At 39.0% G+C, this 19,338-nt stretch carries 15 protein-coding genes; 7 read left to right on the forward strand and 8 right to left on the reverse strand.

Features of this window, described 5'->3' with window-relative positions; all coding sequences use genetic code 11:
• The first annotated feature begins 53 nt into the window (after positions 1 to 53).
• Positions 54 to 3,092, forward strand: a complete 3,039-nt coding sequence (locus LC419_RS03555; RefSeq protein WP_223606054.1) for a choice-of-anchor I family protein — start codon at positions 54 to 56, stop codon at positions 3,090 to 3,092.
• 394 nt (positions 3,093 to 3,486) lie between these two features.
• Here the strand turns inward: LC419_RS03555 and LC419_RS03560 are convergent, their stop codons facing one another.
• From LC419_RS03560 to LC419_RS03570, 3 genes are all read right to left on the reverse strand, one after another.
• The gene (locus LC419_RS03560) at positions 3,487 to 3,819 is read right to left on the reverse strand and encodes a hypothetical protein (RefSeq protein WP_223606055.1); all 333 of its coding nucleotides are present in this window, start codon (positions 3,817 to 3,819) and stop codon (positions 3,487 to 3,489) included.
• Between the two features lie 258 nt (positions 3,820 to 4,077).
• Positions 4,078 to 5,655 carry a flotillin family protein gene (locus tag LC419_RS03565; RefSeq protein ID WP_223606056.1) on the reverse strand — a complete coding sequence of 526 codons (1,578 nt, stop codon included), beginning with the start codon at positions 5,653 to 5,655 and terminating at the stop codon, positions 4,078 to 4,080.
• 31 nt (positions 5,656 to 5,686) lie between these two features.
• Positions 5,687 to 6,253 carry an NfeD family protein gene (locus LC419_RS03570; RefSeq protein WP_223606057.1) on the reverse strand — a complete coding sequence of 189 codons (567 nt, stop codon included), beginning with the start codon at positions 6,251 to 6,253 and terminating at the stop codon, positions 5,687 to 5,689.
• 183 nt (positions 6,254 to 6,436) lie between these two features.
• Here LC419_RS03570 and LC419_RS03575 point away from each other — a divergent pair, with 183 nt between their 5' ends.
• The gene (locus tag LC419_RS03575; RefSeq protein WP_223606058.1) at positions 6,437 to 7,816 is read left to right on the forward strand and encodes a T9SS type A sorting domain-containing protein; all 1,380 of its coding nucleotides are present in this window, start codon (positions 6,437 to 6,439) and stop codon (positions 7,814 to 7,816) included.
• A 201-nt stretch (positions 7,817 to 8,017) separates the two neighbouring features.
• Here the strand turns inward: LC419_RS03575 and LC419_RS03580 are convergent, their stop codons facing one another.
• Positions 8,018 to 8,266, reverse strand: coding sequence for a NifU family protein (locus LC419_RS03580; protein ID WP_051890476.1), 249 nt, complete (start codon positions 8,264 to 8,266; stop codon positions 8,018 to 8,020).
• A 47-nt stretch (positions 8,267 to 8,313) separates the two neighbouring features.
• Entirely contained in the window at positions 8,314 to 9,423 is a 1,110-nt protein-coding gene (locus LC419_RS03585; protein ID WP_223606059.1) for an Mrp/NBP35 family ATP-binding protein, read from the reverse strand.
• A 159-nt stretch (positions 9,424 to 9,582) separates the two neighbouring features.
• Between LC419_RS03585 and LC419_RS03590 the strand changes: the two genes are divergently transcribed.
• On the forward strand, positions 9,583 to 10,038 hold the full coding sequence (locus LC419_RS03590; RefSeq protein WP_223606060.1) for a hypothetical protein: 456 nt from the start codon (positions 9,583 to 9,585) through the stop codon (positions 10,036 to 10,038).
• A 58-nt stretch (positions 10,039 to 10,096) separates the two neighbouring features.
• Here the strand turns inward: LC419_RS03590 and LC419_RS03595 are convergent, their stop codons facing one another.
• On the reverse strand, positions 10,097 to 12,439 hold the full coding sequence (locus LC419_RS03595) for a TonB-dependent receptor family protein (protein WP_223606061.1): 2,343 nt from the start codon (positions 12,437 to 12,439) through the stop codon (positions 10,097 to 10,099).
• A gap of 102 nt (positions 12,440 to 12,541) precedes the next feature.
• Between LC419_RS03595 and LC419_RS03600 the strand changes: the two genes are divergently transcribed.
• Together LC419_RS03600 and LC419_RS03605 are read left to right on the forward strand one after the other, a co-directional pair.
• Entirely contained in the window at positions 12,542 to 15,364 is a 2,823-nt protein-coding gene (locus LC419_RS03600) for a GH92 family glycosyl hydrolase (protein WP_223606062.1), read from the forward strand.
• A gap of 14 nt (positions 15,365 to 15,378) precedes the next feature.
• A complete protein-coding gene (locus tag LC419_RS03605) occupies positions 15,379 to 16,152 on the forward strand; it encodes a hypothetical protein (protein ID WP_223606063.1) in 774 nt (257 codons plus the stop codon).
• A gap of 49 nt (positions 16,153 to 16,201) precedes the next feature.
• On the opposite strand, the gene LC419_RS03610 is transcribed toward LC419_RS03605, so the two are convergent.
• Positions 16,202 to 16,924, reverse strand: a complete 723-nt coding sequence (locus tag LC419_RS03610) for a phytanoyl-CoA dioxygenase family protein (protein ID WP_223606064.1) — start codon at positions 16,922 to 16,924, stop codon at positions 16,202 to 16,204.
• 5 nt (positions 16,925 to 16,929) lie between these two features.
• Complete coding sequence (locus LC419_RS03615; RefSeq protein ID WP_223606065.1) at positions 16,930 to 18,180, reverse strand: dicarboxylate/amino acid:cation symporter; 1,251 nt, start codon at positions 18,178 to 18,180, stop codon at positions 16,930 to 16,932.
• Between the two features lie 222 nt (positions 18,181 to 18,402).
• Between LC419_RS03615 and LC419_RS03620 the strand changes: the two genes are divergently transcribed.
• Together LC419_RS03620 and LC419_RS03625 are read left to right on the forward strand one after the other, a co-directional pair.
• The gene (locus tag LC419_RS03620; protein ID WP_223606066.1) at positions 18,403 to 18,891 is read left to right on the forward strand and encodes a BON domain-containing protein; all 489 of its coding nucleotides are present in this window, start codon (positions 18,403 to 18,405) and stop codon (positions 18,889 to 18,891) included.
• A 7-nt stretch (positions 18,892 to 18,898) separates the two neighbouring features.
• Complete coding sequence (locus tag LC419_RS03625; protein WP_034731900.1) at positions 18,899 to 19,318, forward strand: SH3 domain-containing protein; 420 nt, start codon at positions 18,899 to 18,901, stop codon at positions 19,316 to 19,318.
• Positions 19,319 to 19,338: the final 20 nt, after the last annotated feature.

The following is a 19,338-nucleotide window of genomic DNA, read 5'->3' on the forward strand; positions in this document are numbered from 1 at the left end:
AATACTTGCGAGGTATAAAGTTCATTTTTGCATAAATCTAATGCAAGTAAAAAATGACCAACAACTATCTATTAAAAGGATCTGTCATTGCCGCATTCTTCCTTCATGGCGGGCTTTTCGGACAGACACTTATCCATTACTGGAATTTTAACAACAATACATCTGCTGCATCCATTACCACTCCCTCTTCCACTTTGGTAAGCGGATCTCTTGCTGCCATAGCCGGAGGAACCAGTGAAATAGATTTTGCGGGCGGCACCGGACAGAATTTCAATGTTGATAATTTAAATACAAGAAATGGTGATCCGTCCGGAACCCATTTGCGATTCAACAATCCGATAGGAGGCGCTTTACAGTTCAATCTTCCTACAACAGGGTATCAGAATGCCGTTGTCAAATTTGCAACAAGACGATCCGGACAGGGCGCAGGAACTCAATCATGGTCTTATTCAACGGATGGAACTACTTTTGTTCCGTACCAGACCATCAATCCTCAGGATGCCAATCCGCAGCTTGTCACTTTTGATTTTTCTGCAGTTTCAGGTGTTTCCAATAACCCGAATTTTAAATTAAAGGTAGAATTCTCCGCTACAGGAGGCGGAACGGTAGGCAATAACCGTTTTGATAATTTTACAATGGATGCCACTGCATCCGGAGGTGCTGACACGACTCCTCCTACGACCACTTATCTTCCCGCTCATAACACAAATAATGCTTCCACCACTGTAAACCCCACTATTTCTTTCAATGAAAATGTAAGGCTTACAGACAATTCCGCGATCACCGATTCTAATGCACAAAATCTTGTAGATTTCCGTATCGGAAATGCTTCAGGTACTTCAGTTCCCTTCACGACCACTTTCATCAATAATAAAATCACAGTAATTCCTACGGCTGCACTTATTCCCGGGCAGACCTATTATCTGGCTCTAAAACCCAATACGGTTGAGGATTTAAGTGATAATGGGGTTACAGCGGTAACATCTAGCACTTTTACAACAGCCGGAACGACGATTTCTCTGGATAAAAATTTCATCAAAGTGAATGAAAATGCAGGAAATCCGGCTTTCAAAATCAATGTTACCAATCCTTCGGCAGCTACGGTTAATCTTGTGGTAAAACCTGCTCCGTTCAGTACTGCCAACAGCAGTGATTTCACGTTAGCCAGTCAGACCATCAACATTACGCCTTCTACAACAAGTTATACGGTGAATATTCCAATCATCGATGACACATTGGAAGAGCAGCAGGCAGAATATTTTGTCCTAAGTCTTGAAAATCCAACCGGGGCAACAATTTCAGGCGATAACGCGGCCACTGTTTATATTGTGGATAATGATAAACCTGCTCCGGTTCCTTCAGGGCAGATTCAGCTGAGCTATGTCGGAAGTTTTGACCCTTCCGGAAACAATAACAGTTCTACAGAGATTGTAGTTCATGATCCTGCCAGCCAAAAGTTATTTACCATCAGTTCGATCACAGACGTATTTGATATCATTGATTTCACTAATCCGAACGCTCTTTCCGTAGTTAAAACAGTAAATATGGCACCCTATGGAGGAATCACAAGTATTGCCGTTAAAAACGGAATCATTGCAACGGCTTCCCCTAATGCTGATCCGCAGCAGAACGGTTCGGTAGTCTTTTTTGATATTAACGGAAACTTCCTGAAACAGGTAACGGTAGGTGCTCTTCCCGATATGATCACCTTCACTCCGGACGGAACAAAAGTGATTACAGCCAACGAAGGTGAGCCTAATGATGCTTATACCATAGATCCTGAGGGAACGATCAGTATTATTGATATTTCGGATGGTATCGGAAATCTGGCACAGAGCAATGTCACCACTCTTAATTTTAACAGTTTTGATTCCCAAACTGCGGCTTTAATGGCTACAGGATTAAGAAAAGTAAGAACCAACAATACCCTTTCTCAGGATCTGGAACCTGAATATGTAACGGTAAGCTCAGACAGTCAGAAAGCCTGGGTAACGCTTCAGGAAAACAATGCTGTAGCCGAAATCAATTTAGCCACAAAAACAATTTCAGGAATCTGGGGATTGGGTAAAAAAGATATGAGTCTTCCAGGTAACGGTTTTGATGCTTCAGATAACAATGGTGAAGTACTGATCGCGAACTGGCCTGTAAAAGCCTACTACATTCCGGATGCCGTTCAGAATTACAAAATAGGAAATACCCATTATATCGTAACCGCTAACGAAGGTGACGAAAAAGATCTTTCAGGATACAGCGAAAGAACCACGGTGGGAGCGAATACATATGCATTGGATCCTGTTCTCTTCCCTCAGGCATCTGTTTTAAAGGCATCTTATAATTTAGGCAGATTCAGGGTTTCCAGTGCGACAGGAAATACGGATGCAGATTCGGATTTTGAAGAAATTTCAGCTTTGGGAGCACGTTCATTCTCTATTTTTAATGCCGATACCAAACAATTGGTTTATGACAGTGGTGACCGGTTTGAAAGATATATTGCAGCCAATCATCCACTCATCTTTAATGCCGATAATGAAGGCAACGGTGCCAAGAACAGAAGCCGTGCGAAAGGCCCGGAGCCGGAAGGCGTTGCTTTGGCGATTATCAATGGACAGACTTACGCTTTCATTACTCTGGAAAGAACCGGAGGTGTAATGGCTTATAATATTACCGATCCCAATAATCCTACGTTTACCGATTATAAACATTCCCGTTCTACCTCAGCGTATGGTGGTGACAACGGTCCTGAAGGAATTACATACATCGCGCCGGCCAATACAACAACCGGAAAAGGTTATGTGATTATCGCCAACGAGATCAGCGGAACATTATCCATGTATGAAGTAGCTTCTCCTCCAACATTGGGAACCGGTGAAGTAAAAACAGAGAAAGCAACCTTCAATGTTTTCCCTAATCCTGTAACGAAAGGAAATGTGCTGTACTTCAACAGAGCGCAGGATTATGAACTTTATGATATGTCAGGAAAAATGCTTGGAAAAGAGAGAAATGCTTTGACAATAGATACTTCAAAACTTTCTGCGGGCGTTTATCTGGTGAAAACTTCAGAAGGACAGGTGAAGAGGGTAATTGTGAAATAGTGAGAGGTTGCGGGATTCGGGGTACGGGTTTGAGAGTCGGAGGGTTTGAGAGTTTCGAACTTTATCCGTCTGAAATCTTGGTTCTTGGTTCTTGAATCTACAATTCACCATTCACTTGCGAAGCAAAATTGACCATTGACGTTTTCTCAATCTCAATCTAAGCCTAAAGTCTAGTGTCTGCAATCTGTCATCTTAAATCTTGACAGCATTATACAAATAGAAATGCCTTACAAATATAATTGAGTTGATGGGGTCCCGGATTTTCCGGGGCTTTTTGTTTCTTGACATGGCAGAACAGCCGGAAGACAGAAAGATGCAGTGATCATAACACAAAGGTCTACTTCTGTTTAAAAATCATTAAAAATATAGCTTACTGACGAACCCGAATAAACATTTATTTAGCTTTACGCTTCAAGACCCACTGATTGGTGATGGCAGGATTCCATCTTTTAACTTCCCCTATTTTAATAGAGTCATCTTTAGAAAACGTAGAACAGTCAAAATACATAATACTGTCTCCTTTGATAACGTAACACTGATTGGTATGCGGCAGCTTTTTAAAGAAAATCCCCTTTTTGACCTCCAAAAATACCTTCTCTGAATTTCTGATACTTATTCCATCATCACCAGAATCTGTATGAATATTTAAATATAAAGATCCTCCTTTTATACGCATGACATCATATATTTTCCCTTTAATTGCTTTAGGAAAATATTCAGACTTCATATCATTTATATATGAATTTGGATCTGAATTGAAATACATAATCACAGCTAGAATCAGGAAAATAATCATAAAATGTTTAATATTCTTTTTCATCGTCAATAAAAACGGAAAATTACAGAAAATTCATATAAAAGACAGACCAGTTTTAATTAAATGGTCCATACATTAAAAGACTCAGGCGGAAAGCTTCGCTTTCCGCCTGAATTCACAAAAAAGACAGGTCATAAAAACCTGTCTTTACAATATCATTTATTTGAATTATGCCTGTGGACTATCTCCTTTCGGAGCTTCATTTCCCAGATTCATATCATCAAAATTCTTTTTCTCTTTCTTCTCCGGAACTGTTATAATTTTAACCTCATCCTGCTTTCCTTTCAGATATTCCGGTAAATTAAGACCGGCCATATTAAACAGATCGTTCAGCGGTGGTACTGTTTTCATCATTCCTGAAACGAAATTGGCGGTAGAGCCGTTTCCGTCCTGGCCGTTTCCGCTGTCCCAAACCGTAATTTTATCGATTTTAATATTTTTAACAGCTTCTACCTGGGTTTTAACCAATTCAGGAAGTTTTTCAATTAACAGCAACTGGAAGGCACTGTTGGTATCGCCTCCCGCAGCCTGTACGATCTTATCGTAACCCTGAGCCTGTTTGGTAAGGATTTCATAAAGACCTTTTGCTTCCGCTTCCATTTTAGCGAAAATAGCGTCTGCTTCCCCTTTTGCCTGTAGTCTGATTTTCTCAGCTTCTGCCTGCGCATCAATGATCGCTTTCTGTTTTGCGATTTCTGCGTGTACTACAATATTCGCCTGTTGGGTTGAACGTTCTCTTTCTCCCCTTGCGACTTCCGCTTTCTGTTCCGCCAGGTAAGATTCCTCCAAAGATCGTGCAGCCTGTACTTTTTCTGCAGCTGTTGCAATTCTCAATGCCTCTGCTTCTTTTTCTCTTCTTTCGGCATCAGAGTTGGCAATCGTAATTTTTGCTTCGTTTTCCCCTTTTACAGCGATAGAGTTCGCCAGAGAAGTCGCAATTCTCGATTCCTTTGCAGCTTCTGCCTTACCGATGGATTCGTCTTTTATTGCAGAGGCAATACTGATCTCTTTATCTTTTTGTGTGATCGCAATCTTTACGTCTCTGTCTCTTTGCGTTTCGGCGATCTGCGTGTCTTTTTCTCTGTCGGCAATTGCTTTTCCGGTTTCCCCGATCTTTGTTTGCTCGGCAACACTGATGATCGCTTCGTTAATCGCTTTTGCTGCCGCTTCTTTACCCAAAGCTTCGATATATCCAGACTCATCTCTGATATCCGTAACGTTCACGTTGATCAGCTTTAAACCGATTTTCTTTAATTCCGTATCTACGTTTTTAGAAATATTGTCTAAGAATTTATCTCTGTCTGAGTTGATCTCTTCGATCGTCATCGTAGCAATCACCAAACGAAGCTGACCGAACAGGATATCTTTGGAAAGTTCCTGAATCTGCTCCTGAGCCAATCCCAATAATCTTTCCGCTGCATTTCCCATAGAATCAGGTTCTGTAGAAATAGCGATGGTAAACCTACACGGTACATCTACACGGATATTCTGCCTGGATAGGGCATTGGTAAGATTGGCCTCGATAGAAATAGGTTTTAAATCGAGGTAAGCAAAATCCTGAATAACAGGCCATACGAAAGCACCGCCTCCATGGATACATTTTGCTGAGCTGCCGCCCGTTTTACCGTAAATAACCAAAATTTTATCCGACGGACATCTTTTATACCTTGAAATAAGGGCCAAAAATGTGACGAATAATACAAATACGATAACTAATGTTAAAATAAGACTTCCTGGTATTGCCATAAATAGTTTTTATAAAATGGTTGATAATGAATTAAATTTTTGAAACGACAAGGATCTTGTCATAGATGTAGGTTACCCTCACCGAATGACCGGATGGGATATTTTCCTTTTCTTCCGTCATTGCGGGAAGTTCATGGCTGGTTCCGTTCACAGAGATTGTGATCTTTCCTTTGCCGCTCATATCTGCCGGAATGGTAAGATAAACTTCTCCTGCCCTGCCGATGAGGTTTTCCATCTTAAAGGTATTGTCTTCCGTAAGCTTCATGATCTGAAGGATAAGGATAAAGAACAAGAATATAAATCCGGCGCCTACAAGCACGGCCACAAAGATGAGCAGTGATTTGTTTCCTATCGAACCATAGAATGCCACACCACTCCATCCGAATCCTAAAAGGAAGTTGACAAGGTTTCTGAAAGAAAATAACTGAAAAGGACTGTCAGCATGACTATCTCCGCTAAAATCAGCGTGAGCTACATCTCCATGACTGCCTCCGACAAATGTAAGGACCGTTTGAATCAGAAAGATAAAGCTGGCTGCGATGGCCGTATACCAGAACCCCTGTTGAAGTGGCTCTAAGTTTTGCAGAAATTCAAACATATGGTGCGTTTTTAACAAATATAATTAAAAAAGCTCAATAAGACCAATAAAAAACAGCATAAAACACACCTTTACAATATGGATTTGTGTGGTTTAAAAAAACAATTTTATTTGCCTTAAAACGCTCTAAAGTCCTTTTAAAGGGGATAAATTTTCAATACCTTCGCCGCTTTAAATATAATCATGAATAAAATTTTTACAAGTGTAGCACTGATGTTTGCATTGACCAGCATCAACGCTCAAATTATCAATTTAGATCCAAATTTTGGAAGTGGAGGAATGGTCTCGTTTCCATTAAACGGAGAAGCAGATGATCTGCAAATTTCATTAAGTCCGGACAATAAAATCTTTGCTTACGGAAAAGACATTACATCAGGGAATACTAACCCTAATAAAATTTATAAATTAAATCTTGACGGAAGTTTGAATATCGGTTTTGGAAATGGCGGAATACTGACGCTTCCCAACTACATCAGTGATTTTAAGGTAGTCCCTTATGGAAACAATAAAATTCTTGTCACATTTCAAAGAACATCAAATGATGCTTCTGCTGAAACAAGTATCCTGAGATATGATCTTAATGGTATTTTAGATTCCGGTTTCGGAAATAATGGTGAATTTAAAACTTCTTATGAGGGAACAAACGGTTTTAGGTACAACAATGTGATCGTTCTCTCCGATCAGTCTATTATTCTAGCGACAGGGAGCCGGTTTATAAAGTTATCTTCAAATGGAAGTATTGATACTTCTTACGGGAATAACGGAATGATCAATCAATCTAACAGTGGAAATATTCAGCTTTCCAATTCTGATATACTTGCTTTTTATGATCATAAAATTGATAAAATCAGTACCACTGCAGCCCCTGTCAATACATTTGGAACCAATGGAACTTTTACCTACCCGGGTTCAGGAAACTACTTTTCAAAACAAGCCTCAGATAACAGCATCCACACTTTAGATTTCGATGCCAATGTCTTCTACAACATCAGTTCTACCGGAACCACTTCCAATATCTTATCATTGACTGATGACAACAATACCCTGGATTTCTACACTGATTTTAGCTTTGCAGGAAATAAAACGTACTTCGTAGGCACAACATCTACCGCAACTCCATTCATCGTGAGCTATAATAATTCCGGCAGCATCAGCCCTCTGAATGCTCAAAACTCTTATAAAGAAACTGCATTGCCTGAAGGAAATTACACTTCAGTTTTAGCAAAAGACAATGTAATTTACGTAGGAGGTGACAAAAAAGACCTTTCAGCCAACAAATGGTATTACGTAGTGGCAAAATATAATGTATCGGCATCTCATTTATCAATACATGACATCCAGCCGGAAAGCCCAATTTCGTTTGAAAATCCTGCTACATCCAATTTGGTTTATTCGTCAAAAGAAAAAATAAGAAAAATTGAGCTCTATTCTGCAGACGGAAAGCTATTAAAAACAGTAACTGAAAATAATTCCAATATATCAAACCTGACTCAAGGTGTTTATCTTGTAAAGACTGAATTTGATAACGGAAAAACAATAACAAAGAAGTTAATTAAAAACTAATGATCTTATAAAAAGCCCATAGACTTTAAAGGTTAAATTTGATTATTAACCTTTAAAGTCTGTATATTTTACAACTTGAAATAAGATATAAATCTTTATTCTGTAAAATTTATGGGTAATTTTCATATTAATGATCTGAAATCAGAACAAAAAAAGACAGGCTGAAAAAACCTGTCTTTAAAAAATATTTCGTGTAATTTTTTACTCTACATTGATTACTTTTTGAATCTCCGGAGCATGTTGCTTGATGGTATTTTCTACGCCCAGTTTCAGGGTCGAGAAATTCAGCGAGCATCCGGAACAGTTCCCCAAAAGTTTTACAAAAACCTGGTTATCCTTCACGTCAATAAGCTCGATATCACCTCCATCCTTGTTCAGGAACGGCCTGATGCTTTCCAGAGCTTCCATTACTCTCGTTACTGTATCTTCGTGTGTTATATTTGTTTCCATATTTCTTTAGTTCAATTCGGTTTTTTTTCAAACTTAATTGAAAATAATTATTTTTTAGCTTTCGGCGAGCATCCCGCCATCGTTGAAATCTTGACAGCTTCTGTAGGCGGAAGATTTTTATTTCTTTCCAGTAGACTTTCTACCATTTTTCTTGCCGTTTCAGTGTAGATTTCTTCAATTTTAGAGCCTTCCTGAAGCGCAGCTGGTCTTCCGACGTCTCCTGCTTCTCTGATACTCTGAATCAACGGAATCTCTCCCAGTACCGGAATTCCCAGATCCTCAGCAAGATACTGAGCTCCCTGTCTTCCAAAGATGTAGTACTTGTTATCAGGAAGTTCTTCCGGCGTAAAATACGCCATATTTTCGATTAATCCAAGAACCGGAATGTTAATACTTTCCATCTGGAACATCGCGATTCCTTTTCTTACGTCTGCTAAAGCTACGTGCTGAGGTGTACTTACGATCACCGCACCTGTTACAGGTACTTCCTGAATAATGGATAAGTGAATATCTCCTGTTCCCGGAGGAAGGTCGATCAGTAAGAAATCAAGTTCTCCCCAGGCTGCATCTCTGATCATCTGGTTCAAAGCTTTTGAAGCCATAGGACCTCTCCAGACTACGGCCTGATTGGCTCCTGAGAAATAACCGATAGAAAGCATTTTTACCCCGTAGTTTTCAACAGGTTTCATCTTACTTTTTCCGTCAACGTCTACAGAAATCGGTTTTTCACCTTCCGTATCAAACATGGTAGGAACAGATGGTCCGTAAATATCGGCATCCAGTAATCCTACTTTGAAACCCATTTTAGCTAAAGTCACTGCCATATTCGCAGCCACTGTAGATTTTCCAACACCTCCTTTTCCGGATGCAATCGCAATAATATTCTGAATTCCCGGGATCTGTTTACCTTTGATCTGGCTTTGCTGGATCTCACTCGGTTCCGGAGAAACAATTTTAAGTTTTAAGTGAATATCCTCTCCAAACTCACTGGCAAAAGCCTGCTTCATCGCTGCCTCCAGCTTTTTCTTTTCGTGCATTGCCGGTGAATGGGCGGTCATGTCTATATACACATCGTTACCCATAATTTGAAAGTTACTCACCAAATCATCTACTTCTATCTCTTTAAGGAAATCTTGAACCTGTTCTTTCGTCAACATACTAAATATAAATTGTTCACAAATTTACGGTTTTTTTTAATAATTTAGAATCAATAAAATCTATAACCCCATGTGATAAATAAGATGACAAAAGAGAGGTCTTTCCTATTTCTTATCTTCACCTTTATCATGTCCATTCACCATCATAAAATATTACCCATGAATTCCACCGCCTATCCTTCTAAATATGCTTCTCCGAAAGGAATTTTCAACGTCGGAAAGACCAGGTTCAAATGGTATGATCTCGCTGAAGATCCAGCTAGTGTTTCATCTCATGATATCCATAATGCTAAAATATGTATTGAAAATGCTGTTGAAAATTTTCAGAACAAAGAAGATCTCGGATTTGTCATCATGCACAGATGCGGCGAAAAATATTTACTTCTGGTCTGTACGTGGAGAAGCGAAAACGAACTCTGGGAAAGTGTTTACTATGATGGTTCCGGAACCTTTGAAGTCTGGGACAGAAATACAGTTCATCTTCCGACCTATTGCGTATGGGAAATGGGCATTGTATATCACGAATCCCAATCCTGGAAAAAATTCCTGGGCACAGACCGTACAGAACCTCATCAGCAAGATTATTTACATGATATTTTCGAAGCGGAAGTTTAAGTTTTTTACCAAAAAAGGCGCAAAAGTTTTTTACACTTAAGTTAGCTTCGTTTATCATTTAATTCGCCCTGTTTTTCTCATCAAACTTTACACTACGGTCCGCCCCCTTCACCTTTTTATTCCCAAATGTATACGTCGCTGATAAAGTAAGCCTTCTGGCATCGTAATAATTATTGTAATAGTGGGTCCCTGTTGTATAATAGATTTCTCCACGGCTTCTCCCTTGTTTAAAGATATCCGAGACCAATAGATTCATCTGCAGAGTCTTCTCCATAAGGCTCAATTTAAGCCCTGCAGTAACAAGTCCTGCGTAATTCATATAGGAATTCCCAGAATTGGATGGCAGTCTGAACCAGTAATTGAAGATCAGCTGCACAGTTTTACTTTTATTAAGCGAAAGATTGTTCTGAAAATCAAAATTATAACTGTTTCCTTTTCTGGAGGCGGCATCAGTAGCAAAAACTTTCGTTTCCATATAAGAAACGTCCGTAGAATAATTGGCTTCCCAGAATTTAAAGAAGGTATCAGAATAATTGACCGTGATTCCCATACTGTTCTGGTTGTAATAATTTGCAAACGTACTGATCCTGTTTTCGCCCTGCAGATTGGCCAGCTGCCCAAATGCTTCTACCGTTCTCTGGAAATACGCAGATGTGGACAGTTTCCCTTTATAAACATGTGAAATTTCAAAATTATGGTTGATAGAAGGTGTCAGCAATGGATTTCCGGTAAAGTAAGAATTCACATTGATGTACCAACGGTAAGGATTGATCGCGCGGAATCCCGGTCTGTTGATCCTTTTAGAGTAATTTAAATTGAAAGTATTGTTTTCATCGCTTTTATAGCTGATATAAGCCGTAGGAAAGAATTTTCCGTAGGAGTTTTCTGTCTGCTGCCCTGAGGTTAAGGAATTTCCGTTCACTGTGGAATATTCATAGCGCAATCCTGCTTTTGCTGACCATTTTTCATTGAACTCTTTTTCAAAGCTGACATACGCCGCGTAGTTTTTTTCATTGTACTCAAATACATTGCTTTTTAAAGGATCTGTGATAAAATTTCCATTCGTCAGATTCTGATAAGAAATATCTGAATTGTTATCAAAATTGGTGAACTTGACTCCGGTTTCCATCTTTGCAAATTGGTATGGCAGGGTAAGATCAGCCTGTCCTGAGTAAATTTTATAATCAACAGTAGAAGGTGTTCTCACTACAAAATCGTCACCCGAACTTTCTGTAGTAGTAAAATCAATCAGACTTTCCGGGATATTGGAAAAATAATTTCCGGTAATGCTCAGTTTATGACCCTGCTTTCCAAACTTAAGATCGTAATATCCGCTTATCATCTGCTGAAGGCTATTGGCGCGGTGTTCCGCATAAGTAGACAGCGTATTCGTATACATTCCGTTCTGGAAATATCTCGACGTATTCTGAACATCCATATTGGAATGCCCAAAACCGTAATCGTAAATAAATCCTACATTGGATTTGGCATTAATCCGATAATCAACACTTAAATTAGCCCCAATTCCATTTCCGAAATCCCTTCTTTCATCCGAACTTTTTAGCCCGTCTGCACCATCAATGGTATAGTTTTCATAGGACCGTTTTTGATAATCGTAATGCCTTAATTTCAGTGAAGATCTTAGTTTTTCATTTTGATAATTGACTGTTGCATTATTTGAAAACCCGGTGTAAGTCTGTTGCTGAAGACTTGTTGTGAGACTTCCGCTCCAACCCAAGTTTTGATTTTTCTTTAAAACGATATTGATGAGCCCGCTATTTCCCTGCGCTTCATATTTTGCCGGAGGAGTCGTGATTACCTCGATCTTTTCTATATTCTCGGATCTTAAACTTTTTAGATACGTTACCAGCTCACTTCCTGAAAGATTTAGCATTCTGTCATTAATCATCACAGCGACTCCGCTTTTTCCAACGATTGAAATTCCTGCATTCTCATCCACTTTAAGCAATGGTGTCGTTGATAATGCTTCTGCTCCATCCATTCCCTGTGAAGCCACAGAATTGGATACATTAAAGATGAGACGGTCAGCCTTTCTTTCAATTAATTTTTTCCGGGCGGTAAGTGTGACGCCTTCAATTTGTTTTTCCTGTTTTTTCTCAAGGAAAAAATCATGCTTGGTCTCTCCGTTTATGGTAATTTCTGCTGAAGATACTTCTGCTCCGTCCTGGATCAGTTTGATATTATAATTTCCGTTATCCGGAAGTTTTAAAGAATAATTTCCTTTTTCATCTGAAATAGCCGTTTGTCTGGTCTGGCCTTTTACTGCAACAATTTCTGTGTATGAAACTGAATTTCCTGTCTGTGTTATTTTTCCTGTGATGCGCTGCGAAAAAGCAAGAACCGGCAGAAGCAGCACCACAGAAATTAATGTTTTCTTCATGTATTTTGTAGTAATAGTTTTTAATAAGACAATTCCTGACTTTCTTTTATTACATTCCGTTCTGCTGTTTTTTCAATATATTCGTGGACATAAATTGATGATATGAAAAACAGACTGGCCGTTTTCTCTTTATGCATTGCCCAGATCCTATATTCCCAGAATTATTCTCAGTATGTCAACCCTTTTATAGGAACCGGAGGCCACGGTCACACCTTTCCGGGAGCTATTGTTCCGTTCGGAATGGTACAGCTTTCACCGGACACGAGGATAGACGGAAGCTGGGACGGATGCAGCGGATATCACTATTCGGATTCTGTGATTTACGGTTTTTCACATACGCATCTCAACGGAACCGGGGTTTCGGATTACGGAGATATCATGCTGATGCCTACGATGGGTAATGCAAGCTTAAATTCTAAAGACTATTCATCCAAATTCTCGCATAAAAATGAAAAAGCTTCGGCCGGATTTTATTCTGTTAAACTGGACAAAAACAATATCGATGTCCGTCTGACCACCACCCAAAGAGTCGGCTATCACGAATATACTTTTAACAAGTCAGGAACAGCCAATATCATTCTTGACCTCAACCACAGGGACAAATTACTGGAAGGTGAGGTAAAAATCATTGATGATAAAACCATTGAAGTTTTCAGGAGAAGCGAAGCATGGGCTACCAATCAACAGATCTACGCCAGGATTGAGTTTTCAAAACCCATGTTTGAAACAAACGCATATGAAGAACATGCCATAGTGCCAAAAGGTACTATACAAAAAAACAACTTTTATTATGGAACTAAAGTAAAAATTGCTTTTTCCAATCAAGTTAAAAAAGGTGAGAAAATTCTTGTAAAAGTCGCTATTTCCCCGACAGGTTATGAAGGAACGGAGAAAAACATGCTGGCAGAAGGAAAATCCAATGATTTTGAAGCGGTAAGAAAACAGGCCGAAACCGATTGGAACAAAGAACTTTCAAAAATTGAAGTTAAATCTGATGATAAGGATAAACTTTCTGTCTTTTATACCGCGTTATACCATGTTTTCACCCAACCGAACATCAATATGGATGTGGACGGAAGATACAGAGGCCGCGATAATAAGCTTTATACCACAAAAGGATTTGACTATTACTCCGTATTCTCGCTTTGGGATACTTTCAGAGCTGCTCATCCGCTGATGACTCTGATCAACAGAAAAAGAACAGCAGATTTCATCAATACTTTTATTAAACAGTATGAACAGGGCGGAAAACTTCCGGTGTGGGAACTGGCTTCCAATGAAACGGAATGTATGATCGGCTACCACTCTGTTTCCGTAATAGCAGATGCGATGGCGAAAGGAATTAAAGGATTTGATTATGAAAAAGCATTCCAAGCCTCTAAAAACTCTGCCATGTTGGATATCTTCGGTTTAAATGCTTACAAACAGAACAATTACATCAGCATTGATGATGAACATGAAAGTGTTTCCAAAACGGTAGAATATGCCTACGATGACTGGTGTATCGCTCAAATGGCTAAAATTTTAGGCAAAAAAGAAGATTATCAGTATTTTATGAAGCGTTCCCAGAACTGGAAAAACCTTTATAACCAGAACAGCGGCTTTATGCAGCCAAGAAAGAACGGAAACTGGTATGAACCTTTTGATGCAAGAGAAGTGAACAATAATTATACGGAAGGAAATTCATGGCAATATTCCTATTCTGTACAGCAGGATATTCCAGGCCTGATCGCAGCTCATGGTGGTAAAGAAAAATTTGAACAATTTATTGATGCTATTTTCGCAGCACCGGATAAAACAACGGGCAGAGAGCAGGCAGATATTACGGGTCTTATGGGACAATATGCCCAGGGAAATGAACCGAGCCATCACATCGCCTATCTGTACAATTATGTAGGAAAGCCGGAAAAGACAGACGCCAAAATCAAATATATTCTTGATAACTTCTATAAAAATACACCGGACGGGCTCATTGGAAATGAAGACTGCGGACAGATGAGTGCGTGGTACATTCTAAGCTCGATGGGAATTTATTCCGTGACTCCCGGACTTCCGGAGTGGCAGACAACGACGCCTTATTTTGATGAGGCTAAAATCCATCTGGAAGACGGCACTACAAAAGTCATTACAAAAAACACCAGCAAATCTGAGCTTCAAAAATTAGGTTTTGAAAACATCCAACCGGCAAAAGATTTCAAATATACACAGCTGACTGCCTCACCGGTTATTGCATCAGACAGGATCTTTGATTTCTCCGCAAAAGTACAGATCACCCCGCTGAATACGGGTGATAAGGTCTATTATATGACCATGAATTCAGATGATGCCAATGTGAGAAAGACCTTCTCAGCATATAAAGGACCATTTACCATCAGTAAAACGACTCAGGTGCATGCCTATTCAGAAAGAAATGGCGAAAAGAGTTCTGTGACGGTTGCTAATTTTAACAGAAGGCCAAATTATTGGGACATTACCATCCATTCAAAAGCAAATCCGCAATATACCGCCAATGGAAAACTGGCGCTTATCGATGGGATTAAGGGTGATATAAACTGGAGAAAAGGTGAATGGCACGGCTATCAGGGACAGGATTTTGAAGCGGTAATTGATTTAAAATCACCTCAGGAGATCACGAAATTATCCTCTACCTATCTTCAGGACAGCAGAGCGTGGATTTTAATGCCTAAAAAAGTGGAATACTACGCATCGATGAACGGGAAAGATTTTATACTTCTAAAAAGCATTGACAACACCATTGACGCTAAGGATGAAAAAGTACAGGTTCAGGATTTCGGAACAGAAATTCTTCCGACTGAAGCCCGCTACATCAAGGTAAAAGCCTATTACTATGGCAAACTTCCGGAATGGCATCAGGGCGCCGGTGGTGAGGCCTATATTTTTATTGACGAGATTTCTGTGAAATAAAAATCTTCTTATAAATGAAAAAACTATTATTACTATTCTTCGTTCTCTCAAGTTTCATAAAAGTATCAGCCTGTAAATGTGTAAGAGATCCTTTACCGCAGGAGTATTTAAATGCTAATGTTGTAGGTGTTATCAAAATTATAAAAGTTTATGATGAAAATATTGAACAAAGAACATATAAAGCAGATGTTGAGTTTGAAAAATTATACAAGGGAACAAAATTTAAAACATTAACTGTAAGAGGATTAATCGGGAATTCATCCTCTGGTGCCTGTGAAATAGATATACAGCCCAACGAAAGATATTTGATTTTATTAAGTCGGTCAGGTGGCAACGGCTACACTATTTCTTCCTGCACTCCAAAATCTAATTTAAGTGCTATGTCTTCAAAAGATGAGAATTCACAGCTCGAAACTTTAAAGAAAACTTTTTCTTATTTAGATCAAAATAGATACAAATTTACAGGTCTTACATTTACCTTTTGTGAATATGAAACAAGCGATGATGGTCAAACAGATTTATCAAAAATCGTAGATTTTCAGCCGAAACACTCCTTTTCCATTTACAGAGTAAAGATCAATGAATCGTCTAAAATTGAAGAAATTGTCACAATTACTGGTTTTGGCAGTCAGGACAAGATAATTGAGGATGTTATAAAAAGAAAAATGATTGTTGACAGACCAATGTTTTCAAATAGCTCAGATAGAAAAGAATTTCTCATCTTACTTTTTTATCACAAAGAAAATTCAAAAACCCAATATAAAAATATCATTTCCAATTACTGGTAATAATAAAAACAAAGCCCTTCGAGTTTTTCGAAGGGCTTTGTTTTTATTATTAATTCATCCTCTCAGACCACTTGAGTTCTTCAGGCAGTTCCATATCAGAAAATTCTATATGGATTACCCTTCTCCTTCTTCCGTCTGTTGTTCTATTTGAACCGTGAAGTGTTAAAGGCTTCATAATCATAATCCCTCCTTTTTCCACGTTGCAGATTTCTTCAGTTTCCGTGTTCCAATCGATGGTTTCAGGTCTGTAGATTCCTTTGGCATGCGATCCCGGAACCACTTTTAATGCTCCGTTATTTTCGTCCGTATCATCCAGATGAATTCTAATGGTACAGATATTTTCCAGGATAGGCAGAGGTGGCTGTACGGCAAACTGATTTTTCTTGGTCGTCCATGGTCCGAAACCCTGCATTTCCAGTTTTTTATCGACTGAAATCGTCAGATCCTGATGATAGGCGACATACCAGTTTGAAGTTTCAGGCTTATCAAAATAAATGCTTTTCACCGCAAAATATCTTTCTCCGAAAAGCTCTCTGACAATGGTTTTAACAGCCTCATTGAACACCAGATCTTTAACTTCCGGAACTTCTTTTAAAAACTGTCTTACCGCAAACAGATCATCAGACTTTCTGAAGTTCTCTTTTGAAGTGTCTGCGTTTTGAATGACTTCGGCGATCTTTTCAATTTCCTCATCAGAAAAAACAGAATGAATGACCGTGAAGCCTTTTTCAAGAACATTTTCTTTATGACGCTGCAAAAACTCCTGTGTCATAGCTCTTAAACTTCCTGAGGCGTATTTTCAAGCTGCCCTTCCCATTTGGAAACCGCAGAAGTAGCCAGTGCATTTCCTAATACATTCGTCATACTTCTTCCCATATCACAGAAATGGTCAATCGGCAGGATCAGTGCAATACCTTCCGGAGGAATTCCAAACATAGAACAGGTTGCCACAATGATTACCAGTGAAGCTCTCGGAACTCCTGCAATACCTTTTGAGGTAAGCATCAGTACAAGAAGCATCGTAATCTGCTGGCCTATTTCCATTTCAATACCGTAGATCTGGGCAATAAAAATAGAAGCAAACGTCATATACATCATACTTCCGTCCAGGTTAAATGAATATCCTAAAGGCAGGATAAAAGAAACCACCCTGTTATTACAACCGAATTTTTCAAGCTCTTCCACCAGTTTAGGGAAAACAGCTTCTGAACTTGTGGTAGAGAACGCGATCAGTAAGGGTGCTTTAATTCTTCTCAGCAATTCGAAAAGACGGTTTCCTAAGATCAGGTAACCTACCAAAAGAAGCACAAGCCAAAGAACGGCTAAAGCAAAGAAGAAGTCTCTCAGATAAACAGCATAGACTTTAAATATTTCAAACCCATTCATAGCTACTACTGCAGCAATAGATCCTAAAACTCCAAACGGAGCGAACCACATGATGTATCCCACCATTTTAAGTATAGCATGGGCAATGATGTCAAATAATTTAACCACCGGCTTTGAATACTCCTCGCCTAAATTAGCAAGAGCTACTCCAAACATAATGGAAAAAACCACAATCTGAAGTACCTCATTGGTGGCAAAAGCTTCAAATAAACTTTTAGGGATCATGTGTTTTACAAAGTCTTCCAGAGAAAAACCTTTACTGCTTTTCAGAAGATCTTCTGCAGCAGCGGCATCCTGGATAGGCAGTTTGGTCACATGCCCGGGCTCCAGCCAATTGACAAGCATCAGTCCTATAAAGAGAGAAACCAGTGAAGCGGAGATAAACCATAACATGGCTTTTGTTCCTACCCTTCCGATCATTTTGATATCACTCATTTTGGCGATTCCCACGACAAGCGTAGTAAAAACCAGCGGCGCGATGATCATTTGTACCAGTCTGATAAAAACAGTTCCGAGCAGTTTGATATTTTTGGAAAAGGGTTCCGCACTTTCAGGATACTTAATGTGTACAACACCTCCAATTCCTACTCCCAGGATAAGCGCAACGATAATGGCTATAAAAAGTTTATTTTGTCCTTTCATATATATAGTTCAATTCCCACAAATATAATAGTTTTTCAATTGGTACAAGATTTTGTATGAATCCGGGTTAAGTTTAGATTAAGATTATAATACATTAAAATTAAATCGCTGATTCCGAAAATATTGCAAAAAATTTAAGAAACATTTATTGAGTTTTTATTCTTTTGGTACAAATTTTATTATTACATTTGATTGTATTAACAACATTAATAAATATACAATATGAAAAAAACTATCGCAATGGCTGCCTTAGCTGTAGCTGTATCTTTCGGAGCGGTTTCTTGTAAAAAGAAGATTTCTGATGCCGATCTTCAGACTCAGGCTACAACTGTCGTAACTTCTAATCCCAATGCTTCCGTAGAAGTAAAAGAAGGAGTGGCTCACTTAAGCGGAACTTTCGCTGACCAGCAGTCTAAGGATGCTATGATCACTAAATTAAAAGCTATCAACGGAGTAAAAGAAGTAATGGATATGTCTACTGTAGCAGCACCAGTTGCTGTAGCACCGGTAGAAACAGCTTCTGCTGTAGATCCTGCAGTTCAGAAAAAAGTTCAGGATGCGGTTAAAGATTTCCCTTCTGTAAAAGTTGAGGTTGTGAACGGACAGCTTACGCTTACAGGAAACGTTTCTGGTCTTCAGGCTAGAAAAATCAAAGAATCTGTAGATGCTTTGAAAATCGGAAAGTATAACAATAACCTAGTGGTAAAATAATTTTAAGATGAGTACATTACAAGATAAATATTCAAGTGTAGTTTCAGCAGCTCAGTCTGCAGGAATTTCTAATCTTCAGGTTCAGGAGCAGGATGGTATCCTTTATGTTTCAGGAAGCGCTTCCAACACCGCTGCAAAAGACGCAGTATGGAATGCTTTGGGAACTATCGACTCTACGTATTCAGCATCAGACATCAATATTGACGTACAGGTTGCAGGATTAACTTCAGGTGCTGCTTTAACGGTAGCTACAGAAGATTCTAACCTTAACATCAGACAGGAGCCTTCTACGGAAGCTGCTGTAGTAGGAAAAGCTGCTAAAGGTTCTTCTGTAACTTTAATTGAGCAGACTTCTGATGACTGGTGGAAAGTAAAGACTGACGACGGTCAGGAAGGCTATGCTTATTCAAGATATTTAAGAGCATAATTTTTCGGAAATTAATTTTT

Origin of the sequence: Chryseobacterium sp. OSA05B, assembly GCF_019970065.1 — a bacterium.
Taxonomy (GTDB): Bacteria; Bacteroidota; Bacteroidia; order Flavobacteriales; family Weeksellaceae; genus Chryseobacterium.

Coding starts and splice junctions, on each gene's coding strand:
- LC419_RS03570 (WP_223606057.1), bottom strand. CDS start 6,253: ATGTTTGAATTTCTGCAAAACTTAGAGCCACTTCAACAGGGGTTCTGG.
- LC419_RS03605 (WP_223606063.1), top strand. CDS start 15,379: ATGAAAAAACTATTATTACTATTCTTCGTTCTCTCAAGTTTCATAAAA.
- LC419_RS03600 (WP_223606062.1), top strand. CDS start 12,542: ATGAAAAACAGACTGGCCGTTTTCTCTTTATGCATTGCCCAGATCCTA.
- LC419_RS03590 (WP_223606060.1), top strand. CDS start 9,583: ATGAATTCCACCGCCTATCCTTCTAAATATGCTTCTCCGAAAGGAATT.
- LC419_RS03560 (WP_223606055.1), bottom strand. CDS start 3,819: ATGAAGTCTGAATATTTTCCTAAAGCAATTAAAGGGAAAATATATGAT.
- LC419_RS03565 (WP_223606056.1), bottom strand. CDS start 5,655: ATGGCAATACCAGGAAGTCTTATTTTAACATTAGTTATCGTATTTGTA.
- LC419_RS03610 (WP_223606064.1), bottom strand. CDS start 16,924: ATGACACAGGAGTTTTTGCAGCGTCATAAAGAAAATGTTCTTGAAAAA.
- LC419_RS03625 (WP_034731900.1), top strand. CDS start 18,899: ATGAGTACATTACAAGATAAATATTCAAGTGTAGTTTCAGCAGCTCAG.
- LC419_RS03615 (WP_223606065.1), bottom strand. CDS start 18,180: ATGAAAGGACAAAATAAACTTTTTATAGCCATTATCGTTGCGCTTATC.
- LC419_RS03620 (WP_223606066.1), top strand. CDS start 18,403: ATGAAAAAAACTATCGCAATGGCTGCCTTAGCTGTAGCTGTATCTTTC.
- LC419_RS03580 (WP_051890476.1), bottom strand. CDS start 8,266: ATGGAAACAAATATAACACACGAAGATACAGTAACGAGAGTAATGGAA.
- LC419_RS03575 (WP_223606058.1), top strand. CDS start 6,437: ATGAATAAAATTTTTACAAGTGTAGCACTGATGTTTGCATTGACCAGC.
- LC419_RS03585 (WP_223606059.1), bottom strand. CDS start 9,423: ATGTTGACGAAAGAACAGGTTCAAGATTTCCTTAAAGAGATAGAAGTA.
- LC419_RS03555 (WP_223606054.1), top strand. CDS start 54: ATGACCAACAACTATCTATTAAAAGGATCTGTCATTGCCGCATTCTTC.
- LC419_RS03595 (WP_223606061.1), bottom strand. CDS start 12,439: ATGAAGAAAACATTAATTTCTGTGGTGCTGCTTCTGCCGGTTCTTGCT.